The sequence below is a fragment of the Pseudomonas syringae genome, assembly GCF_021605415.1.
Taxonomy (GTDB): domain Bacteria; phylum Pseudomonadota; class Gammaproteobacteria; order Pseudomonadales; family Pseudomonadaceae; genus Aquipseudomonas; species Aquipseudomonas syringae_S.
Genome location: NZ_WKEQ01000029.1, coordinates 1 through 19,821 on the forward strand (window position 1 = coordinate 1; position 19,821 = coordinate 19,821).

Genomic DNA, 19,821 nt, shown 5'->3' on the forward strand with positions numbered 1-19,821 from the left:
CACCGCAGGAACTCACCGACTACAGCGGCGACGTCGTCTGGTCGGCGAAATACAGCGCGTATGGAAAGGTGACTGAACTGACCCATGGCGGCGGTGAACAACTCGAACAACCGCTGAGGTTTCAGGGCCAATACTTCGATGCCGAGAGCGGCCTGCATTACAACCGGCATCGCTACTATGATCCTGAAGTTGGGCGGTATCTGACACCGGACCCGGTGAAGCTGGCGGGTGGGCTTAACCAGTATCAATACACGCCGAATCCGACGGGGTGGGTTGATCCGTTGGGGTTGAATGCCAACTGTCCGCCCCCGAATAAGCCTGGGTGTAAAGTGCCTGGTGGGGTGGGTGATTCGGTTGTAGATGAGGGTGAGCCATCTCTGCCGAAGATGACGGCGCAACAGCGCAGGGCGAGGATTGATGAATTGGCGGAGGGGAATGCCAAGCGTCGGGTGGTTGAGATGGAGGAAAAATACAATATGCACACCGTCGCCAAGCACAATCCGGAAATACCAGACGAAGCACTTAAGCAGCGATCGATAGATGGCAGTCATCCAACAATAATAGGTGAAAGGGGGCCGATAAGACCTAGCTCTCAATTCAAAACGTGGCGACTACAGCTAAATGCGCTAACTGATGCGGTGAGTAGAATGGCTAGGAAAAACCCTATGCCGACTGGGTATACGAGGGATGGCGATCCCGTTATCAGGAAAGAGATGCCTAAGGGCGGCAGAGGTTATAAGCCAAACAGAAGAGATCACGCTAACCCCAAATTCATCGAAGAACTAAATTATTCAGAGGTCAGATTTGATCAGGTCAGCGGTATGCCGTATACGGCGTTTCCAGACTAGGAGCTAAATATGTTGCGGTGGCCGAAGTTTAATACTCCATTTGAACCTACCCTGTCCTATTGGTTGGGTGGAATCTCCGTTTTCGATCGTGAGGAAACATTAGGTGCTGCATTATGGGTGTACGATCCAAACGACTCAGATGATAGGGAGAAAATCATATGTGGCTTTATCTTGAGTCGATTCAATTCTCTGAGCTATAGGCATAAATTTAAGTTAGTTGAAATATTAGAGGATGCTCTGTCGTTGCAGCATTTTGATTTCTCACTACTGTTTAAGTCTGACGACGACGCCTATGAATTTTTAGCATGGGACGAAACAGAAATTCACGATCCTCGCGGTTTTTTTCAAGATGTTTACAAGCTGGCAAGCATCACTTGGGCTTCTGATTTATATAAGGCTGGTTTGGAAGATCAATCAATATGGTAACTTTGTTGTTGGCTTTACGGTATTGCCTGGAAGGCCACTTGGTAAGTATCAAAAGTTGTGAGCTTTTGATGTTAACGGTGACCCGAGGCAAGGGCGTCGTGAGCAGGAAATACGCTCAAGCTATCAATCACGTGCACGCTGTAACCGGCAATGTTCTTGGCATGATGCTTGGCCTGTGAAGCCATTTCCGCCAGTTGGCTTGCGTCCAGTTCCGCACAAGCTTCGGGATGCAAGTGCACCACGCCGATGGACAGTGACAGCAGCGCAAACTCTTGCCGTACACCCTGGCGGTTGGGGGCGATGAAGCAACCGGCATCGAGGTGTTCGGGGCGGTAGAAGCGGCGGCATTGGTTCTGGAAGTCGTCGAGCAGTTGGTTGAGGCGTTTGCGCCAGTCGTCCGGGCCGAGGACGAGGAGGAAGTCGTCGCCACCGATGTGGCCGACGAAGTCGCGAGAGGGGTCGACGCGTTCGTTCAGGCATTGCGCGAGGCAGAGCAGCACTTCGTCGCCCCGGCCGTAGCCGTAGATGTCGTTGAAGGGTTTGAAGCTGTCGATGTCGACGTAGCAGATCACGGATTCGCGGCCCTGTTGCAGCAGGCGGGTCAGGCATTGCTGGATCGGTACGTTGCCGGGCAGCAAGGTCAGCGGGTTGGCGTAGCGGGCCTGCTGAATTTTCAGTTCGGTAATTAGTTTGAGCACGTCGATGACTCGACCGAGCCCAAGGTATCCGCCGTTGAGGGTGATGATGAAGTCTTCTTCGATGCGTTGGCGGGCGCGGCTGGTGATGAGGCGGCTGACTTGTTGCAGCGACTGGCTCATCTCCACGGCGAGGAAGTCATCGTTCATCAAGCGGCTGATCGGTTTGCGGGCGAACAGGTCGGTGGCGAAGGGTTTGAGTAGCGCGTCGGATAATGAATGGCGATGGACAATACCGCAGGGCTGGCCCTGTTCGTCGAGCACCGCCAGAGAGTTGAGGTTGGCCTGGCGGCGAAAGGCTTCCAGTACGGTGGCAGTCGGGGTGTCGCGCGGCACGGCCGGTTGTTCATTAAGCAACGCACTGAGGTCGCTGCCTTCGTCGTTCAGCGACACGGCGGTGTTGTCCGGCTTGGGCATGAGAACCCGGGCGTCGCGGGGCGGGCTTTCGTGAGGCCTCCCCAGCAGATAGCCCTGTACCAGATCAATGCCCATTTCCGTCAACACAGCCAGCTCTTCCGGCAGTTCGATGCCCTCGGCAATGACTTGTGCGCGAGAGGCTTTGGCAATTTGCAGGATCGAGCCGACAAACTCGCGTTTCAACGCGTCCTGATGGATGCCGTCGATAAAATGCCTATCAATCTTCACGTAATCCGGGCGCAGCTCCGACCATAACCGCAGGCTCGAATAGCCCGCGCCCAAGTCATCCAGCGCGATGGAAAAGCCCATGGCGCGATAGTGATGCAATGCAGTTTGTAGCAGCTGGACGTCATCGATCGGGGTTTGCTCGGTGAGTTCAATCACTACCTGGCTCGGCGGAATGCCGAAGTCCTGCAACAACTGCAACGTGCGGCCCGGCTGATGGGCCGCTTCGAGCAGAGACTCTGGCGAAACATTGAGGAAGAGCTTGCCCGGCAACTGTTGTTCGTTGAAGCGCCGGCAAGCGCTCTGACGGCAGGCGATTTCCAGCTCACTCAGGCGACCCGCCTGGCGGGCGATGGCAAACAAGGCAACGGGCGAATGCAGTGGGCTGTTTGAAGGGCCACGGGTGAGGGCTTCATAACCGAGCACCCGACGCTCGGAGAGGCAGATGATCGGCTGGAACAGGCTGTGCAATCCGCTTTGAGTCAGGATTGAGCTCAAGGCGCTCAGCTGTTCGGTCGTGGTCATGGCAATCTCTGGCGATAAAAAAAGGACTGGGCGCCTATAGCGCCCAGTCCCTTATTTCACGACAGCATGATGACTGTTTGATGACGCTCCAGCGAGTGCCACCATTAAATTGCCATCAGTGCTTCGCGACTGCCGTGTTCAACTTCAGGTAGTCCAGCAGAATCCGCCCGGTTTCGCTCAGGTAGGCATCATCTTCCGGCTTGGTCTTGTCCGGCTCGGCGGCCAGCGCGTCTTCGTCTTCTTTCTTCAGCTCTTTGAGCGGCTCTTCGCCTTTGGCTTTGCGACGGATGTTCTCCATCAACAGTTGCTTGGCGTCGATGTCGGCGTGCTGGGCACGACGGTCGGCTTCATTGAGGCTGACGGTTTTCTCTTCCATCAGTTTTTGCGCCAGGGCCAGCTTGTCGCGGATGAACACGAACTCGGCATCCTTGGAGGAGCGGGTGTCATGTTCCGACTTGAGCTGTGCAAGGTACGGTTTGAACGGGTCGGCCGCCGGTTTGATCGCCGCGCGGATGGTGTCCCACGGCATGGCTTCCGGTAGCGCGCTCTCGCCGATTTCCTTGGTGTCGATCAGCGACGGATAGTCGATGTCCGGCAGTACGCCCTGGTGCTGGGTACTCTGGCCGGAAACCCGGTAGAACTTGGCCAGGGTCAGTTTCAGTTCGCCGTGGTTCAGCGGCTGAATGGTCTGCACGGTGCCTTTGCCGAAGGTCTGGCCACCGATGATCAGCGCACGGTGATAGTCCTGCATGGCGCCAGCGAAAATTTCCGAAGCCGAAGCGGACAAGCGGTTGACCAGCAGCGCCATCGGGCCTTTGTAGAACGCACCCGGGTTTTCGTCCTCAAGCACATCGACACGGCCATCGGCATTACGCACGAGCACGGTAGGGCCTTTGTCGATGAACAGGCTGGTCAGCTCGGTCGCTTCCTGCAGGGAACCGCCGCCGTTGTTGCGCAGGTCGATAACCACGCCGTCGACTTTCTCTTTCTGCAGTTCGGTCAGCAGCTTCTTGACGTCGCGGGTGGTGCTCTTGTAATCCGGATCACCGGCACGGAATGCCTTGAAGTCGAGATAGAAGGCTGGAATCTCGATCACGCCGAGTTTGTAATCCTTGCCGTCCTGTTTCAGGCTCAGGATGGATTTCTTCACGGCCTGATCTTCAAGCTTCACCGCTTCACGGGTGATCGGCACGATCTTGGTGGTCTGGTCGTTTGGCGCATTGCTCGCCGGAATCACTTCCAGACGCACGATGGTGCCTTTCGGGCCACGGATCAGCTTGACCACTTCGTCCAGACGCCAGCCGACCACGTCGACCATCTCTTTGTTGCCCTGGGCAACGCCGATGATCTTGTCGGCCGGAGCCACCTGCTTGGTCTTGTCGGCCGGGCCAGCCGGCACCAGGCGCACGACCTTCACTTGGTCATTGTCGCTCTGCAACACGGCGCCGATGCCCTCGAGGGACAGGCTCATGTTGATGTCGAAGTTTTCCGCGTTATCCGGCGACAGATAGTTGGTGTGCGGGTCGTAGGACATTGCGAAGGTGTTGATGTACGCCTGGAAGATATCTTCGGCGCGGGTCTGATCCAGACGCGCTAACTGATTCTTGTAGCGCTTGGTGAGAGTTTCCTGGATCTGCTTCGGCTCTTTGCCGGCGATCTTCATCCGCAGCACTTCGTCCTTGACGCGTTTGCGCCACAGGTCATCCAGTTCGGCGGTGGACTTGAGCCAAGGGGCGTCCTTGCGATCGATCAGCAAGGTTTCCTTGTTGCTGAAGTCTATCTTGTCGACGCCTTTGTTCAGCTCGGCGAGGGCGAAGTCCAGGCGTGCCTTGACGCGATCCAGGTAACGCTTATAGATGGTGAAACCGGCGTTGAGGTCGCCGCTTTTGAGGAAGTCGTCGAACTGTGACTTCCACTTGTCAAATTCAGTGATGTCGCTGGCCATGAAGTAGCTGCGTGACGGATCCAGCAGCTTGATGTAGCTGTCGTAGATGATCACCGAGCGTGCGTCATCGAGCGGCGGCTTGCTGTAATGGTGGCGCTTGAGCAACTCGACGACGTTCAGGCTGGCGATTACTTCATCGCGATCCGGCTGCAACTTGTCCCAGCTATTGGCTGCGAATGTATTGCTCGACATCGGCAACAGACCGATACCGATGAAAAGAGCGAGGGCGGTGCTGGGGAGCAAATGCTTCATGCTGATTCGACGCGGGGACAATTGATAACGCATATTAGGCCGTCTTTGAAGTCGCCGGTACCGCAACGCTCTGTACGAAAACTGCCTGTGAGCTTTCGTCCAGACCCCAGGGCCGGTCGCATAATGCAAAAAGCCCGGTGCTACTGCGCCGGGCTCAGTCCAGACTCACTATGGAGGCACTGTGAAGGCATTGCAAGGCGTGGAAGGTCAAGTGGCATGGGTTGATGGGCCGAGTCTTACGTGCGATGTAGGACAAGTCCGAATTCGAGTGGCGGCAGCGGGCCTTAATCGAGCCGATTTATTACAGAAAGCCGGGTTATATCCACCACCACCCGGCGCCAGTCAGGTGCTGGGTCTTGAGTGCTCGGGGGTGATCAGCGAAGTGGGTGCCGGGTCATCGTGGCAGGTGGGAGATCGCGTCTGCGCCTTGCTGGCCGGCGGTGGGATGGCTGAAGAAGTGCTCGTCGACGGGCGGCATGTGCTGCCAGTGCCCGAAGGTGTTTCACTAATCGAAGCTGCGGCACTTCCTGAGGTGTACGCGACCGTTTGGCTGAATGTGTTTCAACTGGCTGCGCTCAAACCGGGTGAGAAAGTTCTCCTGCACGCCGGGGCAAGTGGAATCGGTTCAGCCGCCATTCAGCTGTGCAAGGCATTTGGCAACCCGTGTTGGGTGAGTGTGGGTTCAGTCGAGCGCTTGGCCTACTGCGAGGCATTGGGGGCTCAGGGCGGGGTGGTGCGCACCGGTGACCTGGAAAGCCTGCGCGATCTGGGGCCGTTTGATGTGATTCTCGATCCAGTGGGCGGCAACTATTCAGCACTGAATCTAAAGCTGATCGCTCAGGACGGGCGTTGGGTGCTGATTGGTTTGATGGGCGGTCGGGAGGCGAAACTCGATCTGGCGCAGGTGCTGGCCAAACGCGTGCAATTACTGGGTTCGACGCTGCGCAGTCGCAGCGATCAGTTCAAGGCCGATCTATTGAGCGATCTGGGCCAGCATGTGTGGCCGCTGTTTGCCGAGGGGCGCTTGAGCCCGCAATTGGCCAAGGCATTCCCGATCAAGGATGCCGAAGCGGCGTTTGCCGAGTTGGCGAGTAACACCGTGGCAGGGAAACTGGTGTTGGTGATCGACGAAAGTCTGACCTGAAAACACGGAACCCTGTGGGAGTGAGCCTGCTCGCGAAGACGGTTTTTCATTCAACGATAATGTTGACTGATACACCGCCATCGCGAGCAAGCGCTCTCCTACATTAAATCTTTGTCATTTCCAGAGATGGATCGGCCAATTGGCCTTTTCGGCGTGCTCAAGCAGCACCGGATCCGGATTCACCACGTGCGGGTAATCGACCTTCAGCAGCAGCGGCAGGTCATTACGCGAATCTGAATAGAAACTCGCGCCTTCAAGGTTTTCCTCTTCGGCATCCAGCCATTCCAGCAACCGGGTGATCTTGCCTTCGCGATAAGTCAGGGTGCCAACGGTCTTGCCGGTGTACGCGCCGTGATCCACTTCAAGTTCGATGGCGAGAATTTCGTCGATGCCCAGACGATCAGCGATCGGTCTGACCAGGTGCGTGCCTGAAGCGGATATCACCAGAATCCGGTCACCCGCCTTGCGGTGAGCAGCGATGGTTTTGGTGGCGTCGCTGAAGATGATCGGTTCGATGAAGTCTTCCACCCACGGCCCGACCAGATGATCGACTTCTTCCGGCGTGCGGCCGATCAGCGGTTCAAGGCTGAACGCCATGTACTCTTCCATCAGCAATTTGCCGTGGCTGTAGGCATCCATCAGCGAATTGTTCTTGAGCATGAACGACTCGGGATCGACCCAGCCCAGCCGCCCCATCTGTTCGCTCCAAAGCGTGGCGCAGTCGCCGTGGATGAGGGTTTCGTCCAGATCAAAAATAGCCAAGGCCATTGGTACGGTTCTCTGCGAGAACAGCTTCGAGCGATGAGCTTCAAGCTGCAAGAGTGAATTTATGGTCGGCAGTCTACAACTTGAAGCGCACAGCTTGCAGCTTGAAGCTCAAAGCTTGTAGCTGCTCCTATGCCACCTCACACAGAGCCGTCGGGTCGATGGACAGTGCCAGGCGTTGCCCGTCGGGATGCAGATCCGCCGCCGAGCGGTTGAGTACGTCCACTACCAGTTCAACACCGCGCGCTTCGATCCGGTAACGGATGACGTTGCCCAGCAGACTGTGGCTGCGCACCTGGGCATCGAGTTCGCCGTTCAGGCTCAGCTCGATGGCTTCCGGGCGGATGGCGATGCGGTGGCTGATCGGTCGTTGCAACAGTTTCGAGGCGTTCTGCGCATCGAGCAGGTTGTAGTTGCCAATAAAACCGGCTGCGAATACATCGACGGGCGCGGTGTAGAGGGTTTCCGCGTCGCCGCTTTGTACGATTTTTCCCTGATTCATCAGGAAAATCCGGTCAGACATGGTCAGGGCTTCTTCCTGATCGTGTGTGACGAAAATCGTGGTCAGGCCGAGTTCGCGCTGGATCTGACGGATCTGTTCGCGCAGGTGCTTGCGGATCCGGGCATCAAGGGCCGACAGCGGTTCGTCGAGCAGCAACAGGCGCGGTCGTGTGACCAATGAGCGGGCGAGGGCAACCCGCTGGCATTGGCCACCGGAAAGTTGATGCGGATAACGGCTGGCGAAATCGTTCAGCTCGACCAATTTCAATACTTCGCCAACACGCTTGTGGCTCTCATCGGCGTTGACCTTCTGCATGCGCAAGCCAAACGCGACGTTCTGCTCCACGGTCATGTTCGGGAACAGCGCGTAGCTCTGGAACACCATGCCGATTCCGCGCTTTTGCGGACTGACGGGCACAATATCGACGCCATCGAGCAGGATTTTGCCGCCATCCACCGGTGTCAGGCCGGCGATGCAGCGCAGCAGGGTGGATTTGCCGCAACCGGACGGGCCGAGCAGGGTGACGAACTCGCCTTTCTGGATTTCGCAGTCGATGTCGCTGAACACCGTGGTGCCTGCGTAGCTTTTCTGAAGGTGTTGGACGCTGACATAGCTCATTCGCTTTTGTCCTTGTTCAAGATGTTGGCGACCCAGGTCAGGACCAGCACGAAGAGGAAATAGGAAATCACCAGTGCACTGGTGAAGTGGCCGCTGCTGTTACGCATGTTGTTCAGATACACCTGCAAGGTTTCATAGCGCGTGCCCACGAGGATGTTGGCGAACACGAACTCGCCGAACAGAAACGAGAACGACAGCAGCAACGCCACCATCAGGCCTTTGCGCAGATTCGGCAGCACGACCAGAATCGCCGCCTGGAAGGTGCTGGCGCCGAGCAATTGAGCGGCGTCCATCAGGTCGCGCAGGTTGATCGCTTGCAGGTTGTTGGTGATCGCCCGGTACATGAACGGCAGCGCCACGGTGAAGTAGCAACCGATCAGGATCCACGGCGTGCCGACCATCGCCATCGGCCCTGAACCATAGAGCTGCAACAGCCCAACCGACGACACCACCGGCGGCACCGCGAAGGGCAGCAGGATCAGGATGTTCATCAGCGCATCGAGTTTCGGGAAGTGGTAATGCACCACGAACAGCAGCGGCAGAATCAGCACCACCGAAAGGATCAAAGCACCGACGCACACCAGCAGCGACTGGCCGAAGGCGTGCAGAAAGCGCGGATCGCTCCACAGCTGGATGTACCACTTGAACGTGAAACCGCTGGGCAGAATGGTCGCCGACCAACTGCTGGCAATCGAATAGACCAGCGTGCCGGCCAGTGGCAGCAAGAGGATGGTGAAGAGCAGGTAGACCACGACGCGGTGGTAGACACCGGCCGGGCCGGATTCAGCGCGAGACATGGTAGCTCCTCTTCAATAGCAACTGATGCACGACGGTGACGATGGTCATCAACGCCACCAGCACCACGGCAAGGGCACTGGCCATGTTCGGATCGAGGGAAATGTCACCAGAGACCATCGCCGCGATGCGAATCGGCAGCACGTTGAAATTTCCGGTGGTCAGCGCGTAGACCGTGGCATAGGCGCCGAGGGCGTTGGCCAGCAGGATCACGAAGGTGCCGAGCAGCGCCGGGGTCAGCACCGGCAAGCCGATGTGCCGCCAAAACTGCCAGCCGTTGGCGCCGAGCAACGCGGCGGACTCGCGCCAGTCCTCGCGCAGTGCGTCAAAGGCTGGATAAAGCAGCAGCACGCCGAGCGGAATCTGGAAGTAGGTGTAGAGAATGATCAGGCCGGTTTTCGAGTACAGGTTGAAGTCCTGAATGATCCCGGCCTGCTTGAGCATGATGGTGAAGCTGCCGTTGAACCCCAGCAAAATGATGAACGCGAAGGCAAGGGGCACGCCGGCAAAGTTGCTGGTCATGTTGGCGAAGGCATTGACGAAATTGCGCAGTTTCGAATCGACCCGGCGCAGGGAATAGGCACCGAGTACGGCGATGATGATGCCGAACACGCTGGACCAGAAACTGATCTCAAGGCTGTACTGGATCGCCTGCAAATAGAACTTCGAACTGAAGATTTTGCTGAAATTGGCAATGCCCCATCCGAATTCTTCTGATTCAAGGCTATTGATCATCACCCAAAGCAGCGGGGCGATTTCGAACACGATGAAGAACAGCGTGAAGGGCACCAGGCACAGGGCCGCCAGCCATTTGCCGCGAGTCATTGAGTTCACTTGAGCAGCTCCCGGCATACAGCTTTGTCGTGGGGCACGCCGAGCAACTCGCACACGGTGCCGCAGATTTCCGTCTGCCTGGGCGCAGCGTCGGCGCTCAGGCTGAAGGCGTCGCCAAGGACAAACAGCGGCACCTGACGTTCTTCCGGGAGCAGGCCGTTGTGCGAGCGGTCGTTGTTCATGCCATGGTCGGCGGTCACCAGCACTTGGTAGCCAGCGTCGAGCCAGGTTTGCAGGTAGTCGGCGAGGATAATATCCGCCGAACGCGCGCTGTTGCGGTATTGCGGGGTGTCGAGGCCGTGCTTGTGCCCGGCGTCGTCGATGTTCATCGGATGGATCAGCAGGAAGTTCGGTCCGTGGCGCAGACGCAGGCTTTCGGCATCGGCGAACAGGTGCGAGTCCGGGTAGTGATCGTTCCAGTAGAAGTGGCCGTGCTGAATCGGCAGATCCGGATCATCGGTATGGCGATCCCTGGCCGACACGAACGGTGAGCGGTTATACAGCTCGCTGACCCAGTGATAGGCCGCCGCTGCGGTTTTCAGGCCGGCATCGCGGGCGTAGTGATAGATGCTGCGCTGGTTGGACAGGCGCGAAACGTTGTTATGAACGATGCCACTGTCGATGGGCGGCACGCCGGTGAGGATGCATTCGTAAAGCGGTCGGGACAGGGCGGGCAGTTCGCACTCCAGTTGGTAGAGTGCGGCGCGTCCTGCGCCGACATAAGCCTGCAGATGCCCCATGGCGTGACGCGCGACCTCGTGGTTGAGGCCGTCGAGCACGACAAGGATGACGTTGTGCTTCATAGGGCAAGAACTCCGCAAAATTCAAATATTGCGAATCAACTCAGATCCTGTGGGAGCGGGCTTGCTCGCGAATGCGTTAGATCATTCAACAATGTTGTTGGCTGACCTGGTGCCTTCGCGAGCAAGCCCGCTCCCACATTTGGATCTCCAGCGAATTCCAAAGTGGGGTTACGCCGTTATTTCATCTCTACGATGACTTCTTCGTTCCACTTCTGCGGCAGGGCCTTGGAGGTTTTTTCCCAGGCGTCGGCGTCCTTGATCGGCGTGACATTTTTGTACTGCTCGTTCGGCAGCAGCTTGGCTTGCACGTCGGCCGGCAGTTGCAGGTGGTCGGCGCGGATCGGACGGGCGTTGCCGCGAGCGAGGTTGGTCTGGCCGGCGTCGCTGAAGATGTATTCGCGGGTCAGCTTGGCGGCGTTCGGGTTCTTCGCGTATTTGTTGATGATGGTGGTGTAGCCGGAAATCACCGAGCCGTCGGACGGAATCAGCACCACGTAGTCATCGGGGTTGGCCATCTTGGCCTTGTAGCTCAAGCCGTTGAAGTCCCAGACGACGCCGACTTCGATCTCGCCTTTTTCCATGGTGGCGATAGTCGGGTTGGCCATCGAGAGGCGACCTTGCTTGGCGATGTCAGCAAACAGCAGCAGGGCCGGTTGCAGGTTTTTCTCGTCGCCACCGTTGGCCAGTGCAGCCGCCAGTACGCCGTTGGCGGCTTGCGCGGCGGTGCTCACGTCACCGATTGACACCTTGTATTTGCCGCCCTTGAGGTCAGCCCATTTGGTCGGTACGTCGGAGCCGTGCAGCAACTTTTTGTTGACGATGAAAGCGATGGTGCCGGTATACGCCAGCGCCCAGTTGCCGTCCTTGTCCTTGGCCCAGTCCGGGATCTGATCCCACGTGGTGGGTTTGTAGGGTTGCACCACGCCTTGCTTGACCGCAATCGGGCCGAAGGCTGCGCCGACGTCGCCGATGTCGGCACTGGCGTTGTCCTTTTCAGCAGCGAACTTGGCGATTTCCTGTGCCGAGCTCATGTCGGTGTCGATGTGTTTCAGGCCATAGTTTTTGGCCAGGTCTTCCCAAGTGCCTTTCCAGTTGGCCCAGTCATCGGGCATGCCGACGCTGTTAACTGCGCCTTCCGCTTTCGCAGCGGCTTCGAGGGTTTTCAAATCATCAGCAGCCATGGCGACGGTGCACATGGCGATGGTCGAGCCTAACAGTGATGCCAGGAAAAACTGTTTCATTCCGAAGCTCCTTGGGTCGTGTTCAACGCTGCGATTGCGGTGGTGTTGGTCTAGGTCAGCAATACCCGAGCCAATTTAAGGGGGCTGGATGACACTTTGATGTCGGTGTGCGTCCGGCAGACGTTTTATGTGCCCGCAACAGGCGGTTGCTCGCTAAGCGTAGACCATGGTTCAAGCACCGAAGAACAAGGCACTTGGCCGATGTATTGCAAGATTTTCAATAGAAGAGGGCGTGACCGTTCGGCAGCTTTGTCATCTCTCAGTCATCTACGCTGCCTAGGCTTGTAACCGTCCAGGAAGCGACATGGACAGTGTGGTTTTGCCCCGAAACAGTGCTGGTCTAGTCCAGATAGGTAACGTTGATGCGTGATGAAGCAACCAAAGCGGTGACGGCGATTGGTCAGGTGTTGCAGGAGCAACTGGATCATGGCCTGTTGGCGGCGGGCAGCAAGTTGCCGGCCGAGCGCAAGCTCAGTGAGTTGTTTGGCACGACGCGAATCACGGTGCGTGAGGCTTTATTGCAGCTTGAGGCCCAAGGCCAGATTTATCGCGAGGAGCGCCGGGGCTGGTTCGTTTCGCCGCCGCGTCTGGCTTATAACCTGATGCAGCGCAGTCACTTTCACGCGATGGTCAGTGCGCAGGGGCGAGTGCCGTCGACCGAGATGATCTCGGCGCGCTTGCAGCCGGCCTCGGCGGCGGTGTGCGCCTGGTTGCAGCTGCCGGCGTTGTCGAGCGTGATTCAGATCTGTCGGTCGCGGCGGATCGATGGGCGGTTGGTGTTGTATGTGGAGCACTATTTGAATCCACAGTTCTTCCCGGGGATTCTTGAGTTTGATTTGAATCAGTCGATTACCGAGTTGTATGCGCGGCATTACGATTTGCACTATGGGCGGGTGCGGTTTGAGATTGTGCCGACGTCGCTGTCGGCGGATGCGGCCGCGGCTTTACGGGTATCGGTGGGGAGCCCGGGGTTGCGGATTGCTCGGGTCAATTATGACCAGCTTGGCCGGTTGATTGATTGCGATCTGGAGTTTTGGCGGCATGATGCGATTCATGTGGGGGTCGATGTTGTTTGAGTTAACGCTCATCCTGTTGAGTGGTTAGAAGCAAAAGCGCGTGGGTTGCTGTGCTTTTCTGTAGGAGCGAGCCTGCTCGCGAAGGCGGCCTGACAGCCGACCCGTTTCTTCCGGTCGTACGGGCCCGTGCAGGCGCAGCCTCGTTGCACTCGTCAGCTCCTAAAGGCTAGTCATCGTCTATTTGGCTGCGGCATACAGATAATCCGTCGCCAGCGAAGCCAATGTCCGCACTCCGACCACCAGCGCCGATTCATCCACGAAGAATCCCGGATTGTGATTCGGCGCAGCTTTGCTCATCTCCTGATCCTTCGGCGTCACGCCCAGAAACACAAACAGCCCCGGCGTCTCTTTGGCAAAAAACGAAAAGTCTTCCGCGCCGCCCACCAATGGCCCTTGCACAACATCATCCTTGGCTGCCCAGCGCAGGGTCGGCAGCATTTTCTCTGTCAGGGCCGGGTTGTTGATGGTCGGGTCGTATTTTTCAATGATGGTCACGTCAGCCTTCGCGCCACCGCTTTCGGCGATTTTCTCGACGGTCTGGCGCACGTCCGCGTGGAGTTTCTGGCGGATGCCGTAGTCGTAGGAGCGGATGGTGCCGGTCATGTCCACGGATTCGGGGATGATGTTGTAGCGGGTGCCGCCGTTGATGGTGCCGATGCTGACGACCGATGGATAGGACGAAATGTCGGTGCGGCGACTGACCACGGTTTGCAGGCCGACAATGGTTTGGGCGCCAACGGTGATCGGGTCGATACCGTCCCACGGGCGGCCGGCGTGGGTTTGTTTGCCGAGGATTTTGATGCGCAGGTCGTCGGAGCTGGCAAGAGTCGGACCGGGACGGTAGGCGATCTGGCCAGCGGGGACGCCCGCCCAGACGTGCAGGCCGAAGACGGCATCGGGTTTGGGTGATTTCATCACGCCTTCCTGCACCATCATTTTCGCGCCCCAAGTGTTTTTGCCGTCGGGGATGAAGTCGCTCGGACCTTCTTCGGCGGGCTGGAAGTAAAACACTACGGTGCCGGGCAGGGTATCGCGCATGCCTGTCAGAATTTTCGCCGTGCTGAGCAGGATGGCGGTGTGGGCGTCATGGCCGCAGGCATGCATTACATCGACTTCTTTGTCGAGGTAGGTGCCTTTGGCTTTCGAGGCGAAGGGCAGGTCAGAGACTTCTTTCACCGGCAGCGCGTCCATGTCGGCGCGAAGAGCAACAGTCGGGCCGGGCAGGCCGCCCTTGAGCACAGCCACCACGCCGGTGCGGGCGACGCCGGTTTTGACGTCCAGGCCCAAGGCTTTGAGCTGTTTGGCGACGAGCTCGGCGGTGCGTTTTTCGGTGTTGCCCAACTCCGGGTGCGCGTGGATGTCGCGGCGGGTTTCCAGCAGTTCCGGTTCGAGTGCCTTGGCTTGGTCGGCGATTTGCGTGCGGGTGCTTTCCATCGTCGCAGCGCCGGCCTGGCCAGCGAGGAAGGTGAGCAAAACAGTCTGGGCAATGCGTGTCAGCTGCATCGGTTTTCTCCTTGTTTATTGTTGTCGGGCTTCCTTGCCTGTGACCGGTGCGTCGCGCCTAAGTGCTATTCCTTCGGCTGGCCACCGCCGGCGGTGATCACTTGCACGCTCATGCGCGGCGTCGCCAGATCCAGGCCCGCTTCGTCGAGATGTCGTTTCAGGGAAAGGTTAAAGGCCCGGGAAACCTCCCACTGCTTGATCGGCGCGGTCTTGAAGCGCGCGCGAAGAATCGCACTGCCGGATTCGAAACTCTCTACACCCTGAATCTCCAGCGGCGACCAGATGTTGCGGCGTTGCAGCGGATCGGTGCGAATCTTCTGGCCGACGTCGCGCATCAGTTTGATCGCGTCGTCGATTTCCATGTTGTACGGCACTGCCACCCGGAAGATCGCATAGCCGAATTCCCGCGAGTAGTTCTTGATGCTTTTGATTTCGCTGAACGGGATGGTGTGGACGATGCCGTCGATGTCGCGCAGGCGAACAGTACGAATCGTCAGGCCTTCGACCGTGCCGAGGTGGCCGCCGACGTCCACATAGTCGTCGATGGCCAGGGAGTCTTCGATGATGATGAACAGGCCGGTGATCAAGTCCGCCACCAATGACTGTGCACCGAAACCGATCGCCAGACCGATCACGCCGGCACCGGCCAGCAGTGGCGTGACGTTCATGCCCATGTTCGCCAGCGCGACAATCAGCGCGACGATGAAGATCGCCACAAACAGCACGTTGCGGATCAGCGGCATCATCGTTTGCGCACGGGCGTTGGCCAAGCCTTTGCGCGAGCGGGTGAGCGCGTGGTGCACGGCGGTATCGGAGAGAATCCAGATCAGCCAGGCGAAAATCAGCGTGCCGCCGAGGCTGAACAGTTTGACGCTGACTTCGTGGCCTTCGCCTTCGGTGAAGCGGATCAGCGACATGCCCCAGACCCGCAGGCCCAGTTCAATGAAGACCAGCCACACCAGCATATGCGCGAGGGTATAAAAGAAGCTTTTCAGACGTTCGGAATACAGCGCATGTCGCTTCGGCCCACGTTGCGGTTTGAGTGAGTGACGACGCACGAGGCCGTTGATCACCATGCACAACACCAACAGCACGGTGCAGATCAGCGACTGGCGTAACGCGGTGCTGGTGTCGCCGGCGGAAACGAACGTGGCGAAAAGCGAGATCATGACCAGCACCAGTGCTGGCACATACCAGAAGGTGCCGAGGATATCGATGGTGTCGCTGAGGGCGCGGCGGGTCAGGCGGCGCGACAATGGCTGGTTGCGGATCAAATGCGCGATGGGCCGCCGGAAGCGCAGGATGAACAGTCCGGTGGACAGCGCGGCCATCACATTGGCGACGGTGGCGGCGCTGTGGGCGAGATGCGCGCCGAGGCTTTGCACCAGTCGCGGATCGCTCAGCGCTTCGCCAAACGCAGCGAAGCTGCCGATCAGCCACAGCGGCCGGAAAGCCTGATGACGCAGAATGTACAGCGCGCGGTGACGGTGCGGGCCATCGAGCACTGAGAACGCAATCACGCAGATCGCCGAGAAACAGGTGCCGACCACCAGCGCATAGGCCAGCACCATCGCCAGGCTTTTGCCCAGCGACGACGGCAGCGCATAGCTCATGTAAACCGTCATGGCCAACGCGATCATCCACGGCCCCAGCTTGCGCAAGGCGAAACGCAGCATGTCGAGGGCGCTGGGGTGTTGTGGCAGTTCTTCAGTGAGGCCGAACCGCATGCGTACGCGGTGGCCGAGCCAGATCAGCGCGGCGGCGAGCAGGCTCCAGATCATCAGGATCATGGCGAAGCCGAAAATGATCGGCAGCCATTCGCTGGCCGGCAGCATCAAAGCCGACAGCTCATCGCTGGCCAGTTCAAATTCGTTGATCCAACGGTTGATCGGGCTGTCGGCGCCGGTGAACTGCTTTTCAAACGTCGTCAGCGTGCCGCCGATCAGGCCCAGTACACCTTCTTCGGGGGTAGCCTGGGCTTTTTGCGTGGCGTCGCGCAGTTTTTTCAGGTCGGTCAGCAACTGGGCGCGCTGCTGGTCGTTTTCCAGTGACTTGATGACTTCGTCGAGGGACTGGCCCAAGGGTTCCTGGGCTTCTGGCTGGGCCTTGCCTGAGCTGTTGAGAATCCCCGGCAGACCGACCGCGTGGGCAGGCGCCAGCGGTAGCAACGTCATCAGGCAGACAAGAAAAAGGCAGGGCAGGGCAAACAAACGAGCAAACACTGGGCGGTCAACCTCGAAACGGGTGGATCGAGCGAGTGTACGAGCCCGCTAAAACCAATGCGAGCCGGGCGCGGATTATTCGTTCAGTTTGGTGAGGATCTTGTAAAGCACGGTGCCCAGAATCAGCAGCATGCCAATCCACATGGAGAACACACCGAGGTTCTTGTCACGGAAATTGAAACCGGTGGCGAGCAGGATCATTCCGCACAGGATCGGAATGAGCATGGCATGGAAGGAGGACATCGAGATCATGGTGACTGCCTTGTCAAAGGGATATTGAAAGTGTAGGAGCTGCCGCAGGCTGCGATCCTTTGATCTTAAAAAAAACATCGAAAAATCGCAGCCTGCGGCAGCTCCTGCAATGGCCGGGGTTACGGCAATTCGCGGCAGGCGTAGAACGCGCCCAGCACTTTGACCAGATGCGCCAGGTCGTGGCTGCCGCACAGTTCGCGGATCGAGTGCATGGCGAATGTCGGCAGGCCGATATCGACGGTGCGCACACCCAAGTGGCTGGCGGTGATCGGGCCGATAGTCGAGCCGCAGCCCATGTCGCTGCGCACCACGAAGCTCTGTACCGGCACTTCTTCGGCCATGCACAAATGACGGAAGAACCCGGCGGTTTCGCTGTTGGTGGCGTAGCGCTGGTTGCTGTTGACCTTGATCACCGGGCCGGCGTTGAGTTTCGGGCCGTGGTTGGCGTCGTGCTTCTCAGCGTAGTTCGGGTGCACGCCGTGGGCGTTGTCCGCCGAGACCAGCAGGGATTTCTGGATGGTGCGGACGAATTCGTCACCTTCCGGCAGGACGCGACGCAGGGTTTGTTCAAGCATCGGGCCGTCGGCGCCGCACGCCGAGCAAGAGCCGACTTCTTCGTGGTCGTTGGCGACGAGCACGCAGGTTTCTTCGGTGTCGGCGGTGAGCAGGGCTTGCAGGCCGGCGTAGCAGGACAGCAGGTTGTCCAGGCGCGCGCCGGCGATGAAGTCGCCGTTCAAACCGATGACCGCCGCGCTTTGCGTGTCGTAGAAGCTCAGCTCGTAGTCGAGCACCACGTCGGCGTTGAGGCCGTGTTCGCGGGCCAGTTGATCGGTGAGCACGGCGCGGAAATCGACGCGCTCGTCACCGGCAAACTGCGCGAGGATCGGCGGCAGTTCGGTCTGGGCATTAATCGGCCAGCCCTGATTGGCTTCACGATTGAGGTGAATGGCCAGGTTGGGAATGATCGCGATCGGCGCCTTGAAGTCGATCAACTGGCTTTCGACCTTGCCGTCACGACGGAAGGTGACACGGCCAGCCAGTGACAAATCTCGGTCGAACCACGGCGCGAGCAGCGCCCCGCCGTAGACTTCGACGCCCAGTTGCCAGAAGCCCTGACGTTGCAGTTCCGGTTGCGGTTTGACTCGCAGGCAGGGGCTGTCGGTGTGGGCGCCAACGAGGCGGATGCCGCTGAGCAGCGGTGAGTGGCGGCCCATTTTGATGGCGACGATCGAAGAATCGTTACGGGTGACGTAATAGCGGCCGTTGGCCTCGATGTTCCACGGCTCGCGCTCGTCGAGGCGCATGAAACCGGCAGCCTCCAGACGTTGAACAAGGCTGGCGGTGGCATGAAACGGGGTAGGGGAGGCCTTGAGGAAGTCGATCAGGCCTTGGTTCAACTCTTCGCGCATAAGTAACTCCAGACAGCAATGGGCGGGAGTTTAACGCATCGGCTGACGGGATTGGACATGTCATACGCTCTGCTCTGACTGAGCGCGAAACCTGTGGGAACGAGCCTGCTCGCGATGAGGGCGCTACGCTCAACATTAATCTCGGCTGAGCTGACGCTATCGCGAGCAGGCTCGCTCCCACAGGGTATTGGGTTGCTTCAACGTCATTGCATGGATCAGCGGGCCGCGTTCACGCGTTTTTTCAGGTAATTCATGATGATTTTTTCGTCTTCGGGTTTGCCCGGGCGCGGCAGTTGCTTGGGCCAGCGGCTCTGGTCGAGGAGCTTTTTCTGACGGCTTTCGTCCCAGCGCAGAATCTCCCGTGAGGCGCATTCCCACCATTCATGGCGACAAACACTGTAGTACGGATCTTCAGGCGCAGCGCTGCCGTACAGCAGGTCTCGGCCCACCTTGCGCATCACACCGCTTTGGTTGCGCAGTTTCCATTTGATTTTCAACCGCTGCCAAGCCGAGGGAAAGGGTTTGACCCGAGGCACGTCGTGGCACAGATCGACCAGACGCTGGCTGAACGTTTCGCCGTGGCGGGAGAAGAAATAAGCTTGCATCGCGTGGAAAAAACGCTTCTCGGCAAAGAAGTGATAAACGTGCTTCCTCGCTTCGAACACCCGGCGCTCGCGCATGGCGAATGACAGGGCGATCTGTTCGATGGTGTGGATGTCGAAGCCGTCCACGGTGCATTCGTCGATCAAGCGGATCGACTCGTCAAACAACGCCGAATCCTTGTCGGTCACGCCACACAAGCCACTGTTGTAAAGCTTGAAGCCATTGGTCGGGGTCACGCCGTGAACGCTGAGGTCGCGGCCCAGTTTCAAATATTCGGGGCGCTGGTAAACATCGCTCCACTGATATTCGAAGCGATCCATCACCGACTGACCCGGGCTGATGTGCTTGAACAACGTGTCTGGATCGCTGGTGAACAGAGTGTCGGTGTCGACAAACAAGGTCTTTTCGGCCAGTTGCAGTCCGGCGGCAATCGCGCAGGCCTTGCGGCGGTGATGGTAGCCGTGGACGCCCTGCCAGCGAATCAGCGTCGCGTCATCCAGCAGCACGGTTTCCACCGGCCAGCCAGCGTAATCCTGTGGGCGATCGGTGAGGATCCGGATCACCGGCCGCTCGCCGGTTTTGGCCTGGGACAATGCCGTCAGGATGCTGAACTTGGCTTCGCGCCGGTACACATCCTGATTGCCGTAAATCAGGTAAAGCAGTTGATGACGGGCTTTTTTGACGGGGGTAGCCAGGGAATCAATACAACTCATCCGAAATC

17 protein-coding genes are annotated in these 19,821 nt (G+C 58.5%); 4 read left to right on the top strand and 13 right to left on the bottom strand.

Features of this window, described 5'->3' with window-relative positions:
* Positions 1-848: RHS repeat-associated core domain-containing protein (locus tag GIW69_RS19150; RefSeq protein WP_236484347.1), on the top strand; the 848-nt coding region annotated here is incomplete at its 5' end.
* 9 nt (positions 849-857) lie between these two features.
* A complete protein-coding gene (locus tag GIW69_RS19155) occupies positions 858-1,274 on the top strand; it encodes a hypothetical protein (protein ID WP_236484348.1) in 417 nt (138 codons plus the stop codon).
* A gap of 71 nt (positions 1,275-1,345) precedes the next feature.
* Here GIW69_RS19155 and GIW69_RS19160 read toward each other — a convergent pair whose 3' ends face one another.
* Positions 1,346-3,136, bottom strand: a complete 1,791-nt coding sequence (locus GIW69_RS19160; protein WP_236484349.1) for a bifunctional diguanylate cyclase/phosphodiesterase — start codon at positions 3,134-3,136, stop codon at positions 1,346-1,348.
* 115 nt (positions 3,137-3,251) lie between these two features.
* The gene (locus GIW69_RS19165; RefSeq protein ID WP_236484350.1) at positions 3,252-5,333 is read right to left on the bottom strand and encodes a carboxy terminal-processing peptidase; all 2,082 of its coding nucleotides are present in this window, start codon (positions 5,331-5,333) and stop codon (positions 3,252-3,254) included.
* Positions 5,334-5,514: 181 nt separating this feature from the next.
* Here GIW69_RS19165 and GIW69_RS19170 point away from each other — a divergent pair, with 181 nt between their 5' ends.
* A complete protein-coding gene (locus GIW69_RS19170; RefSeq protein ID WP_236484351.1) occupies positions 5,515-6,477 on the top strand; it encodes a zinc-binding dehydrogenase in 963 nt (320 codons plus the stop codon).
* 114 nt (positions 6,478-6,591) lie between these two features.
* Here GIW69_RS19170 and GIW69_RS19175 read toward each other — a convergent pair whose 3' ends face one another.
* The 6 genes from GIW69_RS19175 to GIW69_RS19200 form a co-directional block, all read right to left on the bottom strand.
* A complete protein-coding gene (locus tag GIW69_RS19175) occupies positions 6,592-7,245 on the bottom strand; it encodes an HAD family hydrolase (protein ID WP_236484352.1) in 654 nt (217 codons plus the stop codon).
* 127 nt (positions 7,246-7,372) lie between these two features.
* On the bottom strand, positions 7,373-8,362 hold the full coding sequence (locus GIW69_RS19180) for an ABC transporter ATP-binding protein (protein ID WP_236484353.1): 990 nt from the start codon (positions 8,360-8,362) through the stop codon (positions 7,373-7,375).
* Positions 8,359-9,159, bottom strand: coding sequence for an ABC transporter permease (locus GIW69_RS19185; protein WP_236484354.1), 801 nt, complete (start codon positions 9,157-9,159; stop codon positions 8,359-8,361). Before GIW69_RS19185 ends, GIW69_RS19180 begins: the two co-directional genes overlap by 4 nt.
* On the bottom strand, positions 9,146-9,982 hold the full coding sequence (locus GIW69_RS19190) for an ABC transporter permease (RefSeq protein WP_236484413.1): 837 nt from the start codon (positions 9,980-9,982) through the stop codon (positions 9,146-9,148). The genes GIW69_RS19185 and GIW69_RS19190 overlap by 14 nt, the downstream gene beginning before the upstream one ends.
* Before the next feature lie 5 nt (positions 9,983-9,987).
* Positions 9,988-10,794, bottom strand: coding sequence for an alkaline phosphatase family protein (locus GIW69_RS19195; RefSeq protein WP_236484355.1), 807 nt, complete (start codon positions 10,792-10,794; stop codon positions 9,988-9,990).
* A gap of 176 nt (positions 10,795-10,970) precedes the next feature.
* Complete coding sequence (locus GIW69_RS19200; protein WP_236484356.1) at positions 10,971-12,035, bottom strand: ABC transporter substrate-binding protein; 1,065 nt, start codon at positions 12,033-12,035, stop codon at positions 10,971-10,973.
* Positions 12,036-12,397: 362 nt separating this feature from the next.
* Between GIW69_RS19200 and GIW69_RS19205 the strand changes: the two genes are divergently transcribed.
* Complete coding sequence (locus GIW69_RS19205) at positions 12,398-13,111, top strand: UTRA domain-containing protein (protein ID WP_236484357.1); 714 nt, start codon at positions 12,398-12,400, stop codon at positions 13,109-13,111.
* 177 nt (positions 13,112-13,288) lie between these two features.
* On the opposite strand, the gene GIW69_RS19210 is transcribed toward GIW69_RS19205, so the two are convergent.
* From GIW69_RS19210 to GIW69_RS19230, 5 genes are all read right to left on the bottom strand, one after another.
* Positions 13,289-14,614, bottom strand: coding sequence for an amidohydrolase (locus GIW69_RS19210; RefSeq protein WP_236484358.1), 1,326 nt, complete (start codon positions 14,612-14,614; stop codon positions 13,289-13,291).
* Between the two features lie 65 nt (positions 14,615-14,679).
* Complete coding sequence (locus GIW69_RS19215) at positions 14,680-16,836, bottom strand: mechanosensitive ion channel domain-containing protein (protein ID WP_236484359.1); 2,157 nt, start codon at positions 16,834-16,836, stop codon at positions 14,680-14,682.
* A 75-nt stretch (positions 16,837-16,911) separates the two neighbouring features.
* Positions 16,912-17,088 (bottom strand): hypothetical protein, encoded by a 177-nt coding sequence (locus GIW69_RS19220; protein ID WP_236484360.1) that lies wholly within the window; start codon positions 17,086-17,088, stop codon positions 16,912-16,914.
* Positions 17,089-17,207: 119 nt separating this feature from the next.
* Positions 17,208-18,497 (bottom strand): M18 family aminopeptidase, encoded by a 1,290-nt coding sequence (locus GIW69_RS19225; protein ID WP_236484361.1) that lies wholly within the window; start codon positions 18,495-18,497, stop codon positions 17,208-17,210.
* Positions 18,498-18,712: 215 nt separating this feature from the next.
* A complete protein-coding gene (locus GIW69_RS19230) occupies positions 18,713-19,813 on the bottom strand; it encodes a hypothetical protein (protein WP_236484362.1) in 1,101 nt (366 codons plus the stop codon).
* Positions 19,814-19,821 lie beyond the last annotated feature (8 nt).